Origin of the sequence: Herbaspirillum sp. AP02 (genome assembly GCF_015767275.1) — a bacterium.
In the GTDB taxonomy this organism is placed as follows: Bacteria; Pseudomonadota; Gammaproteobacteria; order Burkholderiales; family Burkholderiaceae_D; genus Herbaspirillum.
Genome location: NZ_JADWMY010000003.1, coordinates 61,630 through 80,314 on the forward strand (window position 1 = coordinate 61,630; position 18,685 = coordinate 80,314).

Consider the following 18,685-nt stretch of genomic DNA (forward strand, 5'->3'; position numbering starts at 1 on the left):
CCACCGGATGGCGGCGCAGCGCTGACGCGGCGATGATGCAGCGATGATGCAGCGATCAGGCGTCGATGGTCTTCTGCTGTTGCTCGCCCAGGCCGTCGATGCCCAGACGCATGGTCTGGCCAGCGCGCAGGAACACCGCTTCCGGCTTGACGCCCATGCCCACGCCCGGCGGCGTGCCGGTGGAGATGACATCGCCCGCCTGCAGGCTCATGAAGCGCGACAGGTAGGACACGATGTGCGCCACGCCGAAGATCATGGTGCTGGTGTTGCCGTTCTGGTAGCGCTTGCCATCCACTTCCAGCCACATGCCCAGCTTCTGCGGATCAGCCACTTCGTCACGGGTGACTAGCCAGGGGCCGATGGGGCCGAAGGTATCGCAGCCCTTGCCCTTGTCCCAGGTGCCGCCGCGTTCGATCTGGTATTCGCGCTCGGAGACGTCGTTGACCACGCAATAGCCGGCCACATGGGACATGGCATCCTTCTCGTCGATATAGGTGCCACCCTTGCCGATGACCACGCCCAGTTCCACTTCCCAGTCGGTCTTCTTGGAGCCGCGGGGGATCTTGACGTCGTCATTGGGGCCGACCACGGCCGAGGTCCACTTGTTGAACACCACCGGTTCGGCGGGGATGGGCAGGTTGGATTCGGCGGCATGGTCCGCATAGTTCAGGCCGATGCAGATGAACTTGCCGATATTGCCCACGCAGGCGCCGATGCGCGGCGAGCCTTCGACCACCGGCAGGCTGGCGATGTCGAGCTTGCGGATCTTGTCCAGCGAAGCATCGTCCAGGGCGGCGCCGTTGACGTCCTTGATATGGGCCGACAGGTCGCGGATCTTGCCGGACTGATCGAGGATGCCGGGCTTTTCCTGCCCAACCGGGCCGTAACGCAGTAATTTCATCTGGTTTCCTTGAAGAAAGAGTTGTCTCGGATCGGCGTCGTCGCCCGCTGGCGGCGCATTGGCGCGCAAGCGAATGGGAACACCTGTCGTTTTGGAAGTTGGATATTACCAGTTTATTGGTAAGACCAATAGGCCAATTTTGTGAGGGAAGGACAAATTGACTTGCGTGTGTCTGCTGATTTGCTCGCAAAATTGACCCACTGGGTCAGTCAATGCAAATCGACACTAGGAGAGTCTTCTGACGAAACAGTGGCGAAAAAAGGCGAAAAGGGGTGAGGCAAAAGCGCCTCACCCCTTTTCATCTATTCTTGAAATAAATACTCGGGTCGACTACCTAATCCCTTTTTTTATTTCTAGGCCGCCCTCCTGTAGGAGGGTTTCTTAGCGGCTGCCGCCGCCGGCCAGAATCTTCTCGCCAGTCAACCAGCGTGCATCATCCGACGCCAGGAATGTGACCACGTCGGCAATATCATTGGGCTGGCCAATGCGGCCCAGCGGCGTGGTGCTCACGGCCCAGGTCTCCAAATCCGAACCGATAAAGCCGGCACTGTGTGTACCTTCAGTCTCGACCATGCCCGGATTGACGCTGTTGACGCGGATCTTGCGCGGCCCCAGTTCCTTCGACAGCACGCCTGTGATGGCATCGACGGCGCCCTTGGTGGCAGTGTAGACGGCGCTGCTGGGCGGCGTGATGCTGCTGACGACAGAGCCGATGTTGATGACGCTGGCGCCTTCCTGCAGATGCTTGGCGGCGGCTTGGGTTACCAGCAGCAGGCCCAGCACGTTGACGTTGAACTGTTTATGAAAGTGCTCTTCGGTGATGGCTTCCAGCGGCGCCATGTCGTATACGCCCGAATTGTTGACCAGAATGTCGAGGCGACCATATTCCTTGATGGCGGCGTCGATGATGCCTGCCGCATGCGTTGCATTGGACACGTCGCCGCCCACGGCCACTGCACGGCCACCCGCGGCGACGATCTCCCCGACGACCTTGTCGGCGCCGGCGCGGCTGGTCGCGTAGTTGACGACGACGGCGGCACCGCTGGCTGCCAGCGCCTTGGCGATGGCAGCGCCGATTCCTTTCGATGCACCTGTGACGACGGCGACTTTGCTTTGAAGTTTGCTCATGATGCTCCTTGCTGTTGGTGGAGGAAGAATGTCGGAGACGACACCTTGGTTGCACTATAAGCAGCATATTTCGGTGGATAAAGCCGCCTTTTCCGACTTCACTGTTCGCAAAATAAATACAATTCATTCAATTAATTATTTTTGTCATAAATAAATGCAACAATGAAATTTCCACCATGAAATGCCTCGGTGATCAGGACGACCATCACCGAACACGATCCTCCTCCGACCAAGTCCCCTCATTGGGTCAGCAGTCAGCCAACACCCTGCCCGCAAGCCATAGCGCGCCAGCATGCCTTCATGCAAGCGCTTGAGTTCGTCGATGGTCAGCGCTGCATCTGGGCTTGTTCATGCTCAGGTGCATGAAAATCGCGTCAAATCGCGTCAAATCGCGCCAAATTGCGCCGCCGGTAACGCACCTCCCTTCGAATCACCCGGGAATATCGATCCCGGAGAGTTTCGCGCAGAGGTCGATCAGGCGATCCTGCTGAATCACATCGAGAGCGACAGGATTCGGGTCCATCTTTTTGAGGTGATAGAAATACTTGCCCGTCACCTGTGCCTTCGCGTCACCGGAGGCGGCCAGCCAGGCTTGCGTGAGATGGGCCTGTTGCATGTCGTCCGGCGCACCAGGTCCGCCCATCTTCGTAGGTACCCATCCTGGCTCCAGAGCATTGGATTTCACCATCGGCCAGCGTCGGGCGATCGCCATGGCCAGCATGGCATCGTGCAGTTTGCTCTCTGCATAGGCGTCCGCGCCATTCCATCGACGTTGCTCCCACAGCAGGTCCTCCAGGTGGGGGCGCACATGATGATGCATCCCCGAGCTCAGGTAGACCAGGCGGGAAGGGCGCTGGATCAGGGCGGTGAGCAGATAGGCCGACAAGGTATTGATCGCAAACACATGGGGCAGTCCGTCGACGGTCAGCCGATGCGCTTCGCGGTAGCCCACGGCGGCATTGTGGATGACGGCATCGAACTGCCCCAGGGCATTGACCTGGGCGGCCAGCGCAATGCTGCCGGCGATGGTTTCCACGTCGCCCGTGATAATGGCCTCGGCCTTGGGACTGGCACGTCGGGTTTCGGCAGCGCGAGCTGCGTTGCGTGCATGCAGAACCACGCTGTGCCCTTGCTGGATCAACAGCTGGCCCGCCATCAGGCCCAGGCCAGTGGAAGAACCGGAGATGAAGATGCGTGACATGAATTGCTCCTGTATGAATGAGGGGGCCCGCCAACGGCGGGCCCGGAATGACGATACTTAGGACCGGGAACGAATGGGTCCAGCGATCAGAATGGCCCCCGCAAGTGCGCAGGCCGTTCCGAAGAGATAGACCGCAGCGTAGCCGAAATGCGTTGCGATGACGCCTGCGACCGGTCCCGCGATGCCATAGGCGATATCCAGGAAGGCGACGAAGGCAGCCATGGCGCTGCCGCGATTGGCCGGCGGCACCCGCTTGAGTGCTTCCACGCCCAGCGCCGGAAAGATCAGGGCGCATCCCAGGCCGGTCACCAGCGCGCCGCCCAATGCCAGCCAGGCGGTGGGGGCCGCCCACAGCAGGAGTTGGCCCACGGCTTCGATCAGCAAGGAGCAGAGCGCCACGCGGTAACCGCCCACCTGGTCCGGGAGATGGCCCAGCGCCAGTCGTACGAGGATAAAGCCGATGCCGAAGGCGGTCATGACCAGGCCCGCGTTATCCCACTGACGTGCAGCGAAATAGAGCGAAGCGAATGCCGTCAATCCCGACAAGCCCACTCCCTGTAGCATCAGTCCCAGACCCTCGCGCCAGATGCGGCCCAGTACCAGATGGAAAGGCAGGCGATCGCCACCGGCCGACAGGTAGGAGGTCGATCCCAGGACGATCAGCGCGGCCAGGACCGGTGCCAGGATGCAGGCCATCATGGCAGTCGTCAATCCATAGTGCAGATAAAGCGCCATACCGATCGGAGCGCCGATGGACAGGGCGGCAAACATGGCGATCCCGGTCCAGGACATGGACATGCCGGCACGCTGGGGGCCGACCGAGGCGATTGACCAGGACACGCAACCTGTGACGAACTGGCTTTCGCCAAGACCGGCCGCCAGGCGACCTGCGATGATGATGATCAGGCTGGCACTGCTGGACATGCCGGGCCAGGCCGCCACCAGATAGAGCAGGCCTGCGACGGCCGACACCACGGCACCTTGCAAGGCCGAGCGTTTGCCGCCAAGCTGGTCGGTCAGGCGCCCGGCGTAGCCGCGCGTGAGCACCGTCGCCAGGAACTGGATGCCGATCACCAGGCCGACCAGCAGATCGCCGAAGCCCAGTCGCTGGTGTACGAACAGTGGGATGACCGGTAGCGGCAGGCCGACTGCCAGATAGCCGCAGAACAGCGCGGCAATGACGCCCCGTGCCGGGCGGGGCCGATGAGCCGGGGCCAGAGCGGCCTCCGGCACGGGTTTGGAAACGAGGGTTCGCATGATTGCCCCTTGAATGAATGCGGTGATGAATGGGGACCCGGTGCGCAGGGCGACGCGGATCGCCGCAGCGCGCCGCGTCAACGCCGGCGATCAGGCCCGGGTCTTGAACAGATCGGTGCGATAGCCGCTGGCCTGGATCAGGAAGTCGCGCGAGGCAGTGATCTCGGCATTGAGCTTGGCCTGGTCGACATCGATCAGGCGGCCGCCACGCTTGCGCAGGGTGCCCGCTACCATGACGGTATCGACATCGGCGCGTTCCACCGCCTGGACGATGGTGCCGATGGCATGGGTGACAGGCCATACTGCCACGCCGGTGGTACGCACCATGATGATGTCGGCCTGCTTGCCCGGGGTCAGTGTTCCGACCTGGCCTTCCAGCCCGGCGGCGCGGGCACCATTGACGGTGGCCGCCTGCAGGACCGCTTCCACCGAGATCGGGGCCGGCGCATCCGCCTCGCCACGGAAACGGCGATAGCGCATGGCCGAGCGTTGCTGGCCGAACAGGGCATGCATTTCGCCGAACATGTCGCTGCCGAATGCCGTATCCAGATCGATGCCCAGGGCCGGGGTGAGACCATGGTCGATGGCGATCTGGTAGGCGAAGCTGTCATCGTCGAAGCCGAACAGGGCATCCGAACGGGGATTGACGGTGATGTTGACCCCGGCATCGGCCAGCAGCTTCCAGGTTTCCGGCGGTACGCGGGTGCAGTGGTTGAAGATATTGTCGCTACCCAGCACGCCGGCTTGCGCGAACTCCGGCCCCAGCTTGGCCAGATCGCCGATGAACTCGGTCAGGATGCGCATGTCCAGTTCGCGCGCCACGCGCCACCAGTCCAGATTGAGCTGGCCGAACAGGCCGACCTTGACCAGATTGCCGGCATGGTTCCAGTTGTCGGCCAGGCGCTGCAGGTCTCCCGGCAGATGCGTCGAGCTGGCCTGCTTGTCCATGGCTGGACCGACCATGTGCAGGGCGCGAATGCCGCTGCCTTCCAGCGCATCCAGCGCAGCGTCCGTGTGTTCGGGGCTGCGGGAGCTGTGGCAGGCATCGATGAGGGTGGTGATTCCGGCGTCCAGCGATGCCACGGCGGTCAGCCTCGTGCTCAGGAACATGTCCAGCGGACGATAGTGGGCTCCCAGTTTTTCGGCGACCACATCGATGTAGGCGAACAGGTCATCGACATCCGGCAGCAGACGGCGCATCACGCCCAGCCAGGCATGATGGTGAGCATCAATCAGGCCCGGCATGACGATATGGCCGCTGGCGTCGATCACTTCGGCGTCATCGACAGCCAACTGCGGGCCGACGGCGACGATGCGCCCACCCTCTACCAGAACATCGCCGGTGACAAGATTTGGGACCTCGGGGTCCATGGTGACGACGGTGCCGCCTTTGAAGAGGATACGTTGCGAATGGCTCATGATGTGCTCCACGGGGTTGGATTGAGATCGACCGGAATCGCAAGGGCATCAAGAGCCCCTTGCTTCTCCGGTGCGGCGGCCAGATCCTGCCTGGCGCGTCGTTGGAGGCACTTTACGCGGCGAGCCATCTTTGATTAAGATGGGGAAAAGCAAATCATCTTTGCTAAAAGTCAAAGGAGCAGGTATGGGTTTCGATGGGCGACTATTGTCGGGAATGACAGTATTGGCGGCAGTGGTGGAAACCGGGAGCTTTACCCGGGCCGCCGAAGTACTGGGGCTGTCGGCCTCCGGTGTCAGCCGTGCCGTCACCCGCCTGGAGGAGCGCATCGGTATCCGGCTTCTGGATCGCAGCACGCGCGCCCTGCATCTGACCGACGATGGTGGGCGCCTGTATCAGTTGGCCGCGCCCCATCTGTCGGGTATCGAAGAGGCAGCCAATGCCGTCTCCCGTTCGGCCACCAGTGCCCGCGGCATTCTGCGGGTGGGGTTGAATCCGCTGTTTTCTGGTCACGTGCTGGCACCACGCATCGCTGAATTCACCGAGCGCTATCCTGAGATTGAACTGGTCAGCGTGGCTTTTCCCGATAACGCCGATCTGGTGAGCGAGGGGATTGATGTGGCGGTGCGATTTGGTCCGCAACCCTCATCGGCCATGACGTCGCTGAAGCTGATGGAGACCCGGGTCCTGACCGTGGCCGCTCCCGGCTACCTGAACAAGCACGGCACACCACGCCATCCTGATGAACTGGTGAAACACGATTGTATGCAGTTCATCGATCCCCGACGCGGCAGACCGTTCAACTGGGAGTTTCATCGTGGCAAGGAGGTAAGGCAGATCCAGACCCGGGGCCGGCTCACATTGACCGATCCCAATACCATGGTCGGCGCCTGCCTCGCCGGTGCCGGCATTGCACAGGTACTGGCGCTGGGAATGGCCCCTTTGTTGGAGAGCGGGGCACTCCTTGAGCTCTTTCCCGATTGGCCGGGCGAGACCTTCCCGCTGTATCTGATCCGGCCCTCGCGCCGCTTGCCACCGGCGGCGGTCCAGGCCTTCATCGACTTTTGTGTAGAGATATCCAGGTCAGAGCGCAAGCGCCCTGACCGTTGAGTCTCACGCCAGGGTATGCGGCGCGCCGTAAGCAATACTGCGCGGCCACCCGGAGCATGCCCTGCTCAGAAGGTCGCCCAGTCCTCTTCCTTCGCCGCCTGCGTGGCACTCTGATGGTTCAGGCGCCTGGGCGCGGCATGGCCCACCGCCTGGCTGGCCGTGGTAGCGGTGATGACCGGCGGCGCAGCCGGGCGTGGCGCATCCTGATAGCCGATAGCGTTCTGTCCCAGGTTGAAGATGCTCACGATCTGGGCCAGAGCATCGGCCTGGTCCTGCAGCGCGCGCGAGGCGGCGGCGGCTTCTTCCACCAGCGAGGCATTCTGCTGGGTCACATCGTCCATCTGCATGATGGCCTGGTTGATCTGCTCGATGCCGGCGGTCTGTTCCACGCTGGCCGCCGAGATCTCGCCGATGATGGACGTCACCTTGCGCGAATTCTCCACGATGCCGCTCATGGTGGTACCGGCCTGGTCGGCCAGGCGCGCGCCGACGGTGACCTTTTCCACCGAATCTTCGATGAGCGCCTTGATCTCCTTGGCAGCGGCCGCCGAACGCTGCGCCAGATTGCGCACTTCGCTGGCGACCACCGCGAAACCACGTCCCTGTTCGCCGGCCCGTGCCGCCTCGACGGCGGCGTTGAGGGCCAGGATGTTGGTCTGGAAGGCAATGCCGTCGATCACGCTGATGATGTCCACCACCTTCCGCGAGGAGTCATTGATGGCGCTCATGGTATCGACCACCTTGGCCACGACCTCGCCGCCTTCCAGTGCGACGGTGGAGGCGGTGGAGGCCATCTGCTTGGCGTCCTGGGCATTGTTGGCGTTGTGCTTGACGGTGGACGTCAGTTCCTCCATCGAGGACGCCGTTTCCTCCAGAGCGCTGGCCTGTTGTTCGGTGCGTGCCGACAGGTCCAGGTTGCCGGTGGCGATCTGGCGCGAGCCGGTGGCGATGCTTTCGCTGCTGGTGCGCACCGTCTGCACCACCTTGCGCAAGGAGGCCTGCATCATGTGCATGGCGTTGACCACGCTGCCCTGGGCCGCATGGCTGGTATCGATATGGGTGCTCAGGTCGCCCGAGGCAATGGCGTCGGCGGCGGCTGCCACGTCGCGCGGTTCACCGCCGAGCTGGCGCGTCAGGTTGCGCGAGATGAACAGGCCCAGCGCCACGCCGAAGAGCACGCCGCCGCAGGTCAGCACGATGAGCAGGCTGCGGATGTGGGCATAGATGAGATCGGTCTCGTCGTTGAGCTTGTCGGCGTTGTCCTTCTTGACCGCCATCATCTGCAGCATCATCTTTTCGGCCTCGTTGGCCAGCGGACGCACGGTGGAGAACAACTGGTTGGTGGACTGGCGGCTATCGGCCAGCGACTCCTTGCGCAACACTTCGGCGGTCGCCGTGACGGCACTCCGATAGGCCTCGAAGGCTTGCCGGGTCTTGGTCACCAGGGTCCGGCCCTCAGGCGTGGTGAAGCGTTGTTCGGCCGCGTCCAATGCCTTGGCGGTATTGTCCAGGCGCTTGCCGAGTTCATCCAGGCTGTTGGCGCGTTCCTCGGGCGTCTCCGCCAGCATGGCGGCGCGAATGGCCCGGTTGGAAGAACTCAGGTCCAGCGTGGCCTGGGCCGAATGGCGCAGACCGATCACCTGCATCTCGTACATCTCGGAGGCCAGGTCATTGATCTGCCCGGCCTTGATGATGCCGAGGGTACCGATGATGGCGCCGATCGTGGCCACGGCCATGAAACCACCGAGGAGTTTGTGGCTGACTTTCAGATTGGTGAACCAGTTCATTGCTGCCCCTTATTTCAAATTGAGTTGCATGGCATCGCAGTCGGTCGCGTGCATGTGGTCTGGGCCAGGTTGCGTAGGTGCGTGGGAACCTGTCAATCGCTGTTCAGGACAGGAGATCGGACTTGCCTCGGCCAGAGGGGTAGGGAGGTACTGCGGAGGATGGGAGGGAATTTCCAGGCCAGGCGTGATCCGAGATTCACCGTCGACGTGCGATCCTTGGTTCTTCTCGTGTCTGGCCAGCGGACTGTATTACAGATGAGCATCCCCGTTTAGTCCCCTGCAGCCTGAAAGACTGTTTGTAAAAACTGTGGAATGCAGGGCCGTGAGGCCCGGTTCAACTGGTCCGTGAATGCATTCCGGCGCGCCTGCTTGCTTGGCGCAATGACTCGCCTCCCGGCGCTCGGCCGTCCGAAGTGGCCGGGAGCAAGGCTTGCCGTGACTTCGTGGCGCGACGGCACGCTGCCGTATCCGTGTGGAAACTATCAAGTTAAATTAATTATTTGTTTAATTTTTGCGCCCTAATCAATCCCCCCCTCCTGTATTACATTCCGCAGTTGATGCAGCTTTGCTGCCGAGCTGGTCGATCCGCCATCCGGATCGCGTGCTGCCGACGCAATCCTGTCGGCCTTGATGCCGTCTTGTCACCCGAGCCGGCCCAGGCGATGTCCTGGTCCTTGTACGGCCTGCCTTTTCCACCGGCAATATGGCCGACTCACATCTAGAGAAGAATTGCTATTCCGTACAATCCGTCATTTGAAGGAATAAGTTCATCCATATCATGTTGCGATAGAAAATACTCGCATTGCACCGCAGCCGGATTCGGGCGTGGTCGCATCAGCACAGTCAATCAATGAGAAAACTTGGAATAGACGATCTCGCGCGAATGGCCACATTTGCGCGCGTGGTGGAACTGGGTGCCTTTTCGCGCGCCGCCAAAGCCCTGGGCCTGACCACCTCTTCGGTCAGCCAGCATGTCAGGATGCTTGAGTTGTCATTGCAGGCGACGCTGCTCAATCGCTCCACCCGCAAGCTCAGTCTGACCGAGGCGGGTGCGCTGTTCTACAAGCACTGCGCGCACATCGTTACCGCCGCCAGCGAGGCTGAGCAAAGTGTTGCGGTACTCAACAACGAGATGGTGGGAGAGTTGCGCATTGCCGTATCGAGTTTCATGTCCACCCGATACCTGATTCCGGCACTGCACGATTTCATCAAGCACAATCCCAAGATCAAGTTGCGCTTCGAAGTGGCCGATCACAACATCGACCTGATCGATCACCGCATCGATCTTGCGCTGCGTGCAGGACGCAATCGTCAGCCGGGCGACATTTTCCTGGGACGCTTCGCCGATGTCTTGTGCGCCTCACCGGAATACCTCGAGAGCCGGCCGCCTATCCATTCGCCGGTGGATCTGTTGCAGCATGATTTCCTGCTCTTCAACCCTCATGGCGAATCCTGTTTCCTGGAATTTTCCAACGATGCCTCAGGCACCGTACGCGTGCGCCTGCAACCGCGCATCAGCGCCAATCATGCCCGCTCCCTGCGTTTTTTGGCACTCGATGGTCATGGCATTGCGCGCTTGCTGCTGAACAAGATCGACGAGGATCTCCAGAGCGGACGGCTGCGCCAGGTGCTCCCGCAATGGTCGCTGGGCGGTTTCGATATTTTCGTGACCGTGCGTCATCGCGACAACATGCCGGCCAAGGTAAGGCAATGCCTGGATCATATCGAGCATTACTTTGCATCGATCCTCCCGCTGCACGCCATGTCCGCCTGTTCTGCGGGTTCCGGCTGAGCCGCGTATGGCTGCGACAATTTGTCGCGGGCGTGCTTGCGCCAGCGGAGTAAGCTGTTGACCCTGCCTCATCCACAGGCATTGCTTCATTTCGTCATTCAGTCATCTGCAGCCAGACCCACAACATGAAAAAACTCCGCCATCTCCTCCCCCTGGCCCTGTTGGCCAGTCTCGCCTTCACTTCATCAGCCTGGGCGCACGCCCACCTCAAGACCGCAGTACCCGCCGACCAGGCGGTGGTGGCCGCGTCGGCCGCTCCGACCGATCTGACGTTGGGGTTTACCGAAGGCCTGAACCTGAATTTCAGTGGCCTCAAGCTGCTGGGTCCTGATCAACAGGAAATCAAGCTGGGCCAGGCCATGCTGATGGACGAGGGCAAGTCGCTGATGGTCCCGGTGCCGTCGCATCTGGGCGCAGGCAGCTACACCGTCCAATGGCATGTGCTCTCGGTTGACGGTCACAAGACCGAGGGAAGCTACCACTTCACCGTCGCCCCTTGAGTGGGGCGGTAGCGCTGCTGGGGCTGTGCCGTCTGCTGCTGGATGGTGCGGCGCTGTTTTTGTGGGGAATGACGCTGATGCTGCTGGCACTGGTGCCGCAGCCCTTGCGCGATGCGTTGTGGCAGCGTCTGGCGCTGTGCCGCCGTGTCCTCTGCGCCCTGATCCTGCTGGCCGTGGCCGGTACCCTGCCACTGCAGGCCGCTATCCTCGGCGAGGGCTGGCCTGACGCACTGCGAGCGCAGATGCTGGTGGCGGTAGCCAATGGCACCTCGATCGGTACGGCATGGTGGTGTCAGCTGAGTGCGTTGGTCTTGCTGCTGGCGGCCGGCCTGTTCCGGGTTACCCTGGCCCAGCGCGCCAGCCTGCTGGCCGGTGCCATCCTCCTGGCGGGACTCTCCCTGACCGGCCACGCAGCCATGCATCAGGGCTGGCCCGGCTTGCTTCACCAGGCCAATGACGTGCTGCATGTCTGGGCGGTGGGTGCCTGGGTCGGCGCCTTGCCGGTGGTGCTGCTGGTATTGCCGCGCCTGCAGCGCGGCGCGCAAGCGCCAGAGGCAGCACAGGCGGTGACCATCCTGCGCCGCTTTTCCACCGCCGGGCATGGCGTGGTTGCGCTGGTGTGGTTCACCGGCCTGGTCAATACCTGGTTCATCCTCGGCGGCTTGCCACTGGACTGGTCGTTTGCCTACCAGCGCCTGCTGGCACTGAAGTGCGTGCTGGTGGGCGTGATGGTGCTGGTGGCGCTGTTCAATCGCTATGGACTGGTGCCGGCACTACGCCGCCAACCGCGCGCCTTGGCCCTGCTGGCACGCCTGACCTGGCTGGAGATCCTGCTGTCGCTGCTGGTCATGGTACTGCTGGCCTGGTTGGGGATGCTGCAGCCGGACTGAGGCTGCAGCACGTTCACATCGACGGCACGGATGCGGGCGTTATCTCACCCCAGCCGCCGCCCCCAGCCGATCGAAGTCCCCATCCAGTTTCTCCAGCGAGGTCCGGATATGCTGCTGGCGCGCCTTGATCCAGGCGTCCTGGCGGCTCACCCGTTCATTGGCCTCGCGCAGCATGCGGTCCATCTCGGCCGGTTGCGGGCCGCCCACGGTGGCACGATTGCGCACGATGGCAACCGGGTCCAGGGTGCTGCGGAACTCCTGCTCCGACATCGGCAACACCTGCGGGAATTCGGAATCGAGCACCGCCTGCGTGTAGATGCGCTGCGCCTGGGCATAGGGGAAGTCCAGCGGACGGATGTCGTTGGCCTTGGCATATTCCACTACCTCCGACGCAAAATGATGGCCCACCCGGAATGGCAGCTTGTACTTGCGCATCAGCACGTCGGCCAGTTCCTGGGAGGCGGTCCAGTCGCTGTTGAGTTCTTCCAGCGCGCGCTGGGGATTGATGACCAGCGCGTTGAGAATGCTCTCCCAGTTCTTCAGGACCTTGGCCGCATTGAGGACCATGGCCTTGTTGGCCTTCACGTCCTTGGGGTCGCTCATGCCGGGCGGGATGTTGTGCGCCTGCAGGGCCGCGCCCATGCCTTCGGTGAGTACCGTGGTGGCATCGCGACGGGTGCTGTTGAGCAGGCCCGGATTGCGCTTCTGCGGCATGGCCGAGGAGACGTAGGTGTTGTCGCCGCCTTCCTGCAGCAGTATCCAGGGACGGGGCTGGGCATACTGCGTCATCACGTCCTGGATGAAGGTGCCGGCATGCAGGGCGATGGACGAGACCACCGCGCCGGCTTCCACCGGCTCATCCACCGCCGACAGTTGCGAGGCGTCATAGGCGTTGTCGACGATGGCACCAAAGCCCAGATAGTCGGCCATGCGCTGGCGGTTCAGTGGCCAGCTGGTACCGTTGAGCACGGTGGTTCCCATCGAGGAACGGTCGATGCGGACATAGGCCTCGCGGATGCGCTGGGCATCGCGATCCAGTGCGGCGGCAAATCCCAGCAGGTAGTGGCCATAGCTGTTGGGCTGGGCCGCTACGCCGTTGGTGTAGTTGGGCACGATGGTGTCGCGCTGGCGCGCCGCCAGCTTCACCAGGGCCGCGGTGGTGGCATTGAGCTGGGTCGCCAGGGCCAGCATGTCGTCGCGCAGGATGGCCGAGCGCATGGTGGCCAGCATGTCCTGGCTGGAGCGGCCGGCATGCAGCAAGGTGATCTGCGGGCCGGCCGCCTGGATCAGCAGCGGCTCGAAGGTGATGACCAGGGTAGGGCGCTTGGCGCCCGGCTGTTCGGCATCGGCCAATACCTTGCGGATGCCCTTGACGATGAGCGGGGTCATCGATTTTTCCAGCAGGCCTTCGTCGGTATTGATGACGGCGGTGGCCTTGTTGATTTCGCCCAGCCAGAAGAATTCGTCGTGGCGTTGCTGCTGCTGTTGTGGCTGCGGTGGCTGCTGTTGCTGCGGTTGCTGGGCATGCAGCGGGGCCGTCAGGGCCAGCAGGGCGCTGGCAAGGGCAATCGTGGAAAGTTTGTACACCGGGGTCTCCGTGGGTCTTTGGCGATGATCGTTGTTGGGAGGGCAAATCGGGTTTGCCGGGTGCCAATCTTATCCGGCAATGGCGATTCCGTTTGTTGAGCCGCCGCTTCATCCCGGCCCGGGCGCGTGCGGTGACGGAGTTCTTCGCCCAGGCGCTGGCCCCGCGTCTGTAATCGCCCAGGCGGTGGTCCTTGTGGGCAGTCGGAAGGATAGACGCGTTATACTGTGCTTATATACAGTTAAACGCCCCAGACGCATCCCATGGCCGCCGTTCCGGACCCCTCCCACCGTTTTTACTACCTCGGCAACTTCCAGCAGGTTCTGGACTGGCTGGCGCAGCGCTATGGCGATCTGCTGAACGCGGAAGAACGCGACTTCATCACTGCCTTCCCCGGCTTGCCGCTGGCTTCGCGCGCGCTGTTCGTGCGCATGATGATGCGTAAAGGTGGACTCTTTCGCGTCAGTAAACTGGGCTATCCGGAGATCGATTGTTCATTGCAGGCTTTGCGTGGCCTGCCAGGGGCCTGGATCGAACACGACCCTGCGCTGAGCCTGCAGCAGTTTGCCCAGCTATCGACTCGGGCCGAGCTGCTGGTGCAGTTCGATTCGCCGGCCTTGCGCTCGCCCGCGTGCAAGGCCCTGCGCAAGGACGCCTTGTTGTCCCTGCTGGCCGAGGATGCCGCCCACAGCCATCCACGGCCCTTTTCGCAATGGCAGCACAAGGGCAGCGACCAGGCCGTGCGCTTGCTGAACCGGCCCCTGTGCGAGCGCCTGCGGCTGATGTTCTTCGGTAACCTGCGCCAGGACTGGAGCGAATTCGTGCTGGCCGATATCGGCACCCTGCGTTATGAGCGGGTCGCGCTGGGGCCGGAGGCCAGGGGTTTTCGCAGCCGTGGCGACATCGATCTCTACCTGCAGCTGCACGCTTGCCGCCAGGCCTACGAGGCCGGCACCGCTGCGGGCAGCCTGTTGCCCATGCTGCCCCACGGCGCGTTCGACAATCCCTGGCTGGACAGCCGGCGCCAGCGATTGATGTTTAGCATCGGCCAGTTGTTCGAGAAGGCGCAGGACCTGTCCCAGGCCCACGCCGTCTATGCAGGCTGCGCCTATCCGGGTGCCCGGGCGCGTGCCATCCGCGTGCTGGAAAAACTGGGCCGTTTCGGCGCCGCCCACAGCTTGCTGCGTGCCGCGCAACAGTCGCCCGAAAGCGATACGGAGCGCCAGCATCTGGCGCGCATCGCGCCGCGACTGGCGCGTCAGCTGGGGCAGCCGGCACCGGCGCGGTGCCGGGCCGTCGTCGTTGATCGCGTGGACCTGAACCTGCCCCGGCAGGGCGCTGCACGGGTCGAACTGGCGGTGGGCGATTACCTGCAACGGCAGCAGCCAGAGGCAGCGGTGTTCTACGTCGAGAATGTGCTGGCCAATGCCCTGTTCGGCCTGCTGTGCTGGGAGGCCGTCTTCGCCGCCATTCCCGGTGCCTTCTTCCATCCCTTCCAGCGCGAGCCGGCCGATCTCTTCAGCGCCGATTTCCATGGGCGCCGGCGTGCGCAGTTCGAGCGTTGCCTGGCACGGCTGGAGGACGGCAGCCATCGCGCCGCCATCCTGGCCGCCCATGACGCCAAGGCCGGCGTGCAGTCGCCCTTCGTGACTTGGGGTGGGCTCAAGCGCGAACTGCTGGAACTGGCGCTGGACTGCATCCCGCCGGCGCACCTGCGCTTGTGGTGCCTGCGCATCCTGGAGGACGTGCGCGAGAACCGCAGCGGCTTCCCCGATCTGATCCAGTTCTGGCCGCAGCAGCGCAGCTACCGCATGATCGAGGTCAAAGGCCCCGGCGACAAGCTGCAGGACAACCAGTTGCGCTGGCTGGACTATTGCGCCCGCCACGGCATGCCGGTCTCGGTGTGCTACCTGCAGTGGGAGGCGCTGGCCGCATGAGCACAGCCACCGCTCCCATTGTGCTCACCGCGCCCACCGTGTCCACGGTGGCGCCTGCCACGGACGAGGCGCCGCGCTACCGCGTCTCCGTACGTGCCTTGTGCGAATTCACCGCCAAGGTCGGCGATCTGGACCTGCGCTTCACGCCCACCCCCACCGCGCAGGAAGGCATCGCCGGACACGCCATCGTCGCCGCCCGGCGTGGCGAGCACTACCAGACCGAGGTGGCGCTGGCGGCCGAACATGGCGCGTTGCTGGTGCGCGGTCGTGCCGACGGATACGACCCGCAGCAGCACCTGCTGGAAGAGGTCAAGACCTATCGCGGCCAGCTCTCTAGGGCCTGTTCACATGCAATCTGCGAGATGCGTTGGCCCCAGAAGGTGGGGTGGCAAGGCGCGCGTCAGGGCTGGTGGTGGTGCCACCAGCCCTGACGTGCAACGCCGCCAGCGCGCCTTCTGGGGCCAACCCTCCGGGAGAGGCCGCCAAGCGTCGCCTGCCGTTGTTGCAGCTCCTTGCCGTAGCACCACTACGGCGCGTCGCTGCGCCTAGGCAGTCAACGCTTGGCGACCTCTCGCACTCGTAGATTGCATGTGAACAGGCCCTGACCAGCCCGAGAACCATCGGCAGTTGCACTGGGCGCAGTTGCGCGTCTATGGTCACCTCATGTGCGAGAAGCTGGACCTGCCGCAGATCAGGCTGGCGCTGGTGTACTTCGAGATCGGCAGCCAGCAGGAAACCCGCTTCGAGGAGACCCGGCCCCGCGAAGAGCTGGCCAGCCTCTTCGCCAGCCAGTGCCAAGGCTTCGCCCGCTGGGCCGCGCAGGAACTGGCGCATCGTGACGCCCGCGATACTGCCCTGCAGACCCTGGCGTTTCCGCATGGGGATTTCCGGCCCGGTCAACGGCAACTGGCGGAGGCCGTGTTTCGCGCCCATCGCAGCCGCCGCTGCCTGCTGGCGCAGGCACCGACCGGCATCGGCAAGACCCTGGGCACCCTGTTCCCGGCACTCAAGGCAGCACCGGAGCAGCGACTGGACAAGATCCTCTTCCTCGCCGCCAAGACGCCCGGCCGGCAACTGGCGCTGGACGCCGCCGCCACCCTCAAGGGCAGGGATGGCCAAGGCCTGCCACTGCGGGTGCTGGAGCTATGCGCCCGCGACAAGGCCTGCCAGTATCCGGACCGCCTGTGCCGGGGCGACTCCTGTCCGCTGGCGCAGGGCTTCTACGACCGCCTGCCGGCAGCGCGCGCGGCCTGCCTGGAGGCCCCCTTGCTGGACCGCCAGCGCCTGCAGGAGATCGCGCTGGCGCACCAGGTCTGCCCCTACTACCTGGGCAGCGAAATGACGCGCTGGAGCGACCTGATCGTCGGCGACTACAAACAGAACTCATTTCATCAATAGGCGTGAGTGCGAGCGAGTCCGTTTGGGATGAAGTGCAAGGCGCGAATTTGGGTCAAGACTGGGCGTCTTGACCCAAATTCGTAACGCAGCAATTCGCCCAAACGGGCCGCTCCCGCCGGGTTCTGCCCAGAAAGGGCGCTGGCCGCGTTGCGCTCCTTGCGTGTGGTACCGCCACACGACGCGTCGCGCGCCTTGCCAGCGCCCTTTCTGGGCAGAACGCATCTCACGCCTATTGATGAAATGAGTTCTACCGGTTCGACGGCGGCGCCATACTGCACGCGATGGCGCAGGCCCATGAATGGCGCGTCAGCGTGCTGGCCGATGAGGCGCATAACCTGGTGGCCCGCGCCCGCAGCATGTACAGCGCCCAGTTGAGTCGCGCCGGCCTGCGCGCGGCACGGGCGGTGGCACCCCCCGCCGTGGCACGGCCGCTGCAGCAGCTGGCGCGTGCCTGGACCACGGCGACCAAGGGCGCCGACCTGCCCTATCAGGTGCTGGAGGCGCCACCGGCGCGCCTGGTCGATGCCCTGAGCAACTGCATCGCCACCCTCAACGACTATCTGGCCCAGGTGGCGGTACCGCTGGAACCGGCCCTGCGCGACTTCCATTTCGATGCCATGGCCTTTGTCCGGCTGGCCGAGTCCTTCGGCCCGCATTCCCTGTTCGATCTGACGCGCCACGACCAGCGCGACAGCCTGCTGTGCATCCGCAACGTGGTGCCGGCGCCGTTCCTGGGGCCACGCTTCGCCTTTGCGCAGTCGACCACGCTGTTTTCGGCCACGCTGGCACCCTGGCATTATTTCGCCGACCTGCTGGGCATGCCGTCGTCGACCGCCTGGATCGATGTCGACTCTCCCTTTCACGCCAGCCAGTTGCAGGTACGCGTGGCGCGCGAGATTTCCACCACCTGGCAGCGTCGTGCCGCGTCCATCGATCCGATCTCTGCCCTGATGGCGCGCCAGTACCGGCAGCAGCCGGGCAACTACCTGGCCTTCTTTTCCAGCTTCGACTATCTGCAGCAGGCCCGCGATGCGCTGAGCCGCCAGTATCCCGACATTCCCACCTGGCAACAGTCGCCGCGCATGGCCGAAGCCGAGCGCGACGCCTTCCTGGCGCGTTTTACCTGCGGCGGGCAGGGCATCGGCTTTGCCGTGCTGGGTGGTTCCTTCGGCGAGGGCGTGGACCTGCCGGGCGAGCGCCTCATCGGCGCCTTCGTCGCCACGCTCGGCTTACCCCAGTTCAATCCGGTCAATGAACAACTGCGCGAACGCATGCAGACCCTGTTCGGCGCTGGATATGACTACACCTATCTCTATCCCGGACTGCAGAAAGTGGTGCAGGCGGCAGGGCGCGTCATCCGCACCGAAACCGATCAGGGGACGGTCTGGCTGATCGATCAGCGCTTTGCCCGCCCGGAAGTCCAGGCCCTGTTGCCAGGCTGGTGGCAGGTGGAGCAGGGTTAGCGCAGTTGCTTTCTCCCCTGCTTCGTCTTCAACTTCTTCATCTTCTTCAGCTTCCTCTCCCGTCTCCTCCATGGTCCGCTTGTTGCTTGATTGGGCGTGATGTTGCTTGATTGTCACGCAATAGCTTTAGGTCACAACGGCGCAGCATGTCACCGCGACAATTCAGCCTGTGCTCTCTCAGCCACTATCAGGGTTTTCCCGAGTGACAAGTTTTTGAGATCGCATACGATAGCGTTGCGTTTTTCGCTGCCAGGGACGAGTCACAAGCACATCGGTCGCCAGAGCAGGCAGGCAGGCGCTCAGTGAAATGTTGTTCATC

12 protein-coding genes and 3 pseudogenes are annotated in these 18,685 nt (G+C 63.4%); 8 read left to right on the forward strand and 7 right to left on the reverse strand.

Going from position 1 to position 18,685, the window contains the following annotated elements:
- Positions 1–55 precede the first annotated feature (55 nt).
- The 5 genes from I5R65_RS08810 to I5R65_RS08830 all read right to left on the reverse strand — a co-directional run bounded on the left by I5R65_RS08810 (position 56) and on the right by I5R65_RS08830 (position 5,906).
- Positions 56–901, reverse strand: coding sequence for an ureidoglycolate lyase (locus tag I5R65_RS08810; protein ID WP_006464992.1), 846 nt, complete (start codon positions 899–901; stop codon positions 56–58).
- A gap of 381 nt (positions 902–1,282) precedes the next feature.
- Complete coding sequence (locus I5R65_RS08815; protein ID WP_180670064.1) at positions 1,283–2,029, reverse strand: glucose 1-dehydrogenase; 747 nt, start codon at positions 2,027–2,029, stop codon at positions 1,283–1,285.
- A 430-nt stretch (positions 2,030–2,459) separates the two neighbouring features.
- Entirely contained in the window at positions 2,460–3,230 is a 771-nt protein-coding gene (locus I5R65_RS08820) for an SDR family NAD(P)-dependent oxidoreductase (RefSeq protein WP_180670066.1), read from the reverse strand.
- Between the two features lie 57 nt (positions 3,231–3,287).
- Positions 3,288–4,487, reverse strand: coding sequence for an arabinose transporter (locus I5R65_RS08825; protein WP_180670068.1), 1,200 nt, complete (start codon positions 4,485–4,487; stop codon positions 3,288–3,290).
- 90 nt (positions 4,488–4,577) lie between these two features.
- Positions 4,578–5,906, reverse strand: coding sequence for an amidohydrolase family protein (locus tag I5R65_RS08830; RefSeq protein ID WP_180670070.1), 1,329 nt, complete (start codon positions 5,904–5,906; stop codon positions 4,578–4,580).
- 184 nt (positions 5,907–6,090) lie between these two features.
- Between I5R65_RS08830 and I5R65_RS08835 the strand changes: the two genes are divergently transcribed.
- Complete coding sequence (locus I5R65_RS08835) at positions 6,091–7,014, forward strand: LysR family transcriptional regulator (RefSeq protein ID WP_180670072.1); 924 nt, start codon at positions 6,091–6,093, stop codon at positions 7,012–7,014.
- A gap of 65 nt (positions 7,015–7,079) precedes the next feature.
- Here I5R65_RS08835 and I5R65_RS08840 read toward each other — a convergent pair whose 3' ends face one another.
- Positions 7,080–8,801 carry a methyl-accepting chemotaxis protein gene (locus I5R65_RS08840; RefSeq protein ID WP_180670074.1) on the reverse strand — a complete coding sequence of 574 codons (1,722 nt, stop codon included), beginning with the start codon at positions 8,799–8,801 and terminating at the stop codon, positions 7,080–7,082.
- Positions 8,802–9,603: 802 nt separating this feature from the next.
- On the opposite strand from I5R65_RS08840, the gene I5R65_RS08845 reads away from it, so the two are divergent.
- From I5R65_RS08845 to copD, 3 genes are all read left to right on the forward strand, one after another.
- Positions 9,604–10,593: a LysR family transcriptional regulator gene (locus tag I5R65_RS08845; RefSeq protein ID WP_370460993.1), complete on the forward strand. Its 990-nt coding sequence runs from the start codon at positions 9,604–9,606 to the stop codon at positions 10,591–10,593.
- A gap of 125 nt (positions 10,594–10,718) precedes the next feature.
- A complete protein-coding gene (copC, locus tag I5R65_RS08850; RefSeq protein ID WP_180670076.1) occupies positions 10,719–11,093 on the forward strand; it encodes a copper homeostasis periplasmic binding protein CopC in 375 nt (124 codons plus the stop codon).
- Entirely contained in the window at positions 11,090–11,983 is an 894-nt protein-coding gene (gene copD, locus I5R65_RS08855) for a copper homeostasis membrane protein CopD (RefSeq protein ID WP_180670078.1), read from the forward strand. Before copC ends, copD begins: the two co-directional genes overlap by 4 nt.
- Before the next feature lie 39 nt (positions 11,984–12,022).
- Here copD and I5R65_RS08860 read toward each other — a convergent pair whose 3' ends face one another.
- Positions 12,023–13,570, reverse strand: coding sequence for a lyase family protein (locus I5R65_RS08860; protein WP_180670080.1), 1,548 nt, complete (start codon positions 13,568–13,570; stop codon positions 12,023–12,025).
- A 261-nt stretch (positions 13,571–13,831) separates the two neighbouring features.
- On the opposite strand from I5R65_RS08860, the gene I5R65_RS08865 reads away from it, so the two are divergent.
- From I5R65_RS08865 to I5R65_RS08880, 4 genes and pseudogenes are all read left to right on the forward strand, one after another.
- A complete protein-coding gene (locus I5R65_RS08865; protein ID WP_180670082.1) occupies positions 13,832–15,505 on the forward strand; it encodes a VRR-NUC domain-containing protein in 1,674 nt (557 codons plus the stop codon).
- 98 nt (positions 15,506–15,603) lie between these two features.
- Positions 15,604–15,848 (forward strand): annotated as a pseudogene (locus I5R65_RS08870) (ATP-dependent DNA helicase); the annotation flags it as partial.
- A 266-nt stretch (positions 15,849–16,114) separates the two neighbouring features.
- A pseudogene (locus I5R65_RS08875) lies at positions 16,115–16,879 on the forward strand (DEAD/DEAH box helicase); the annotation flags it as partial.
- Positions 16,880–17,151: 272 nt separating this feature from the next.
- A pseudogene (locus tag I5R65_RS08880) lies at positions 17,152–18,366 on the forward strand (ATP-dependent DNA helicase); the annotation flags it as partial.
- Positions 18,367–18,685 lie beyond the last annotated feature (319 nt).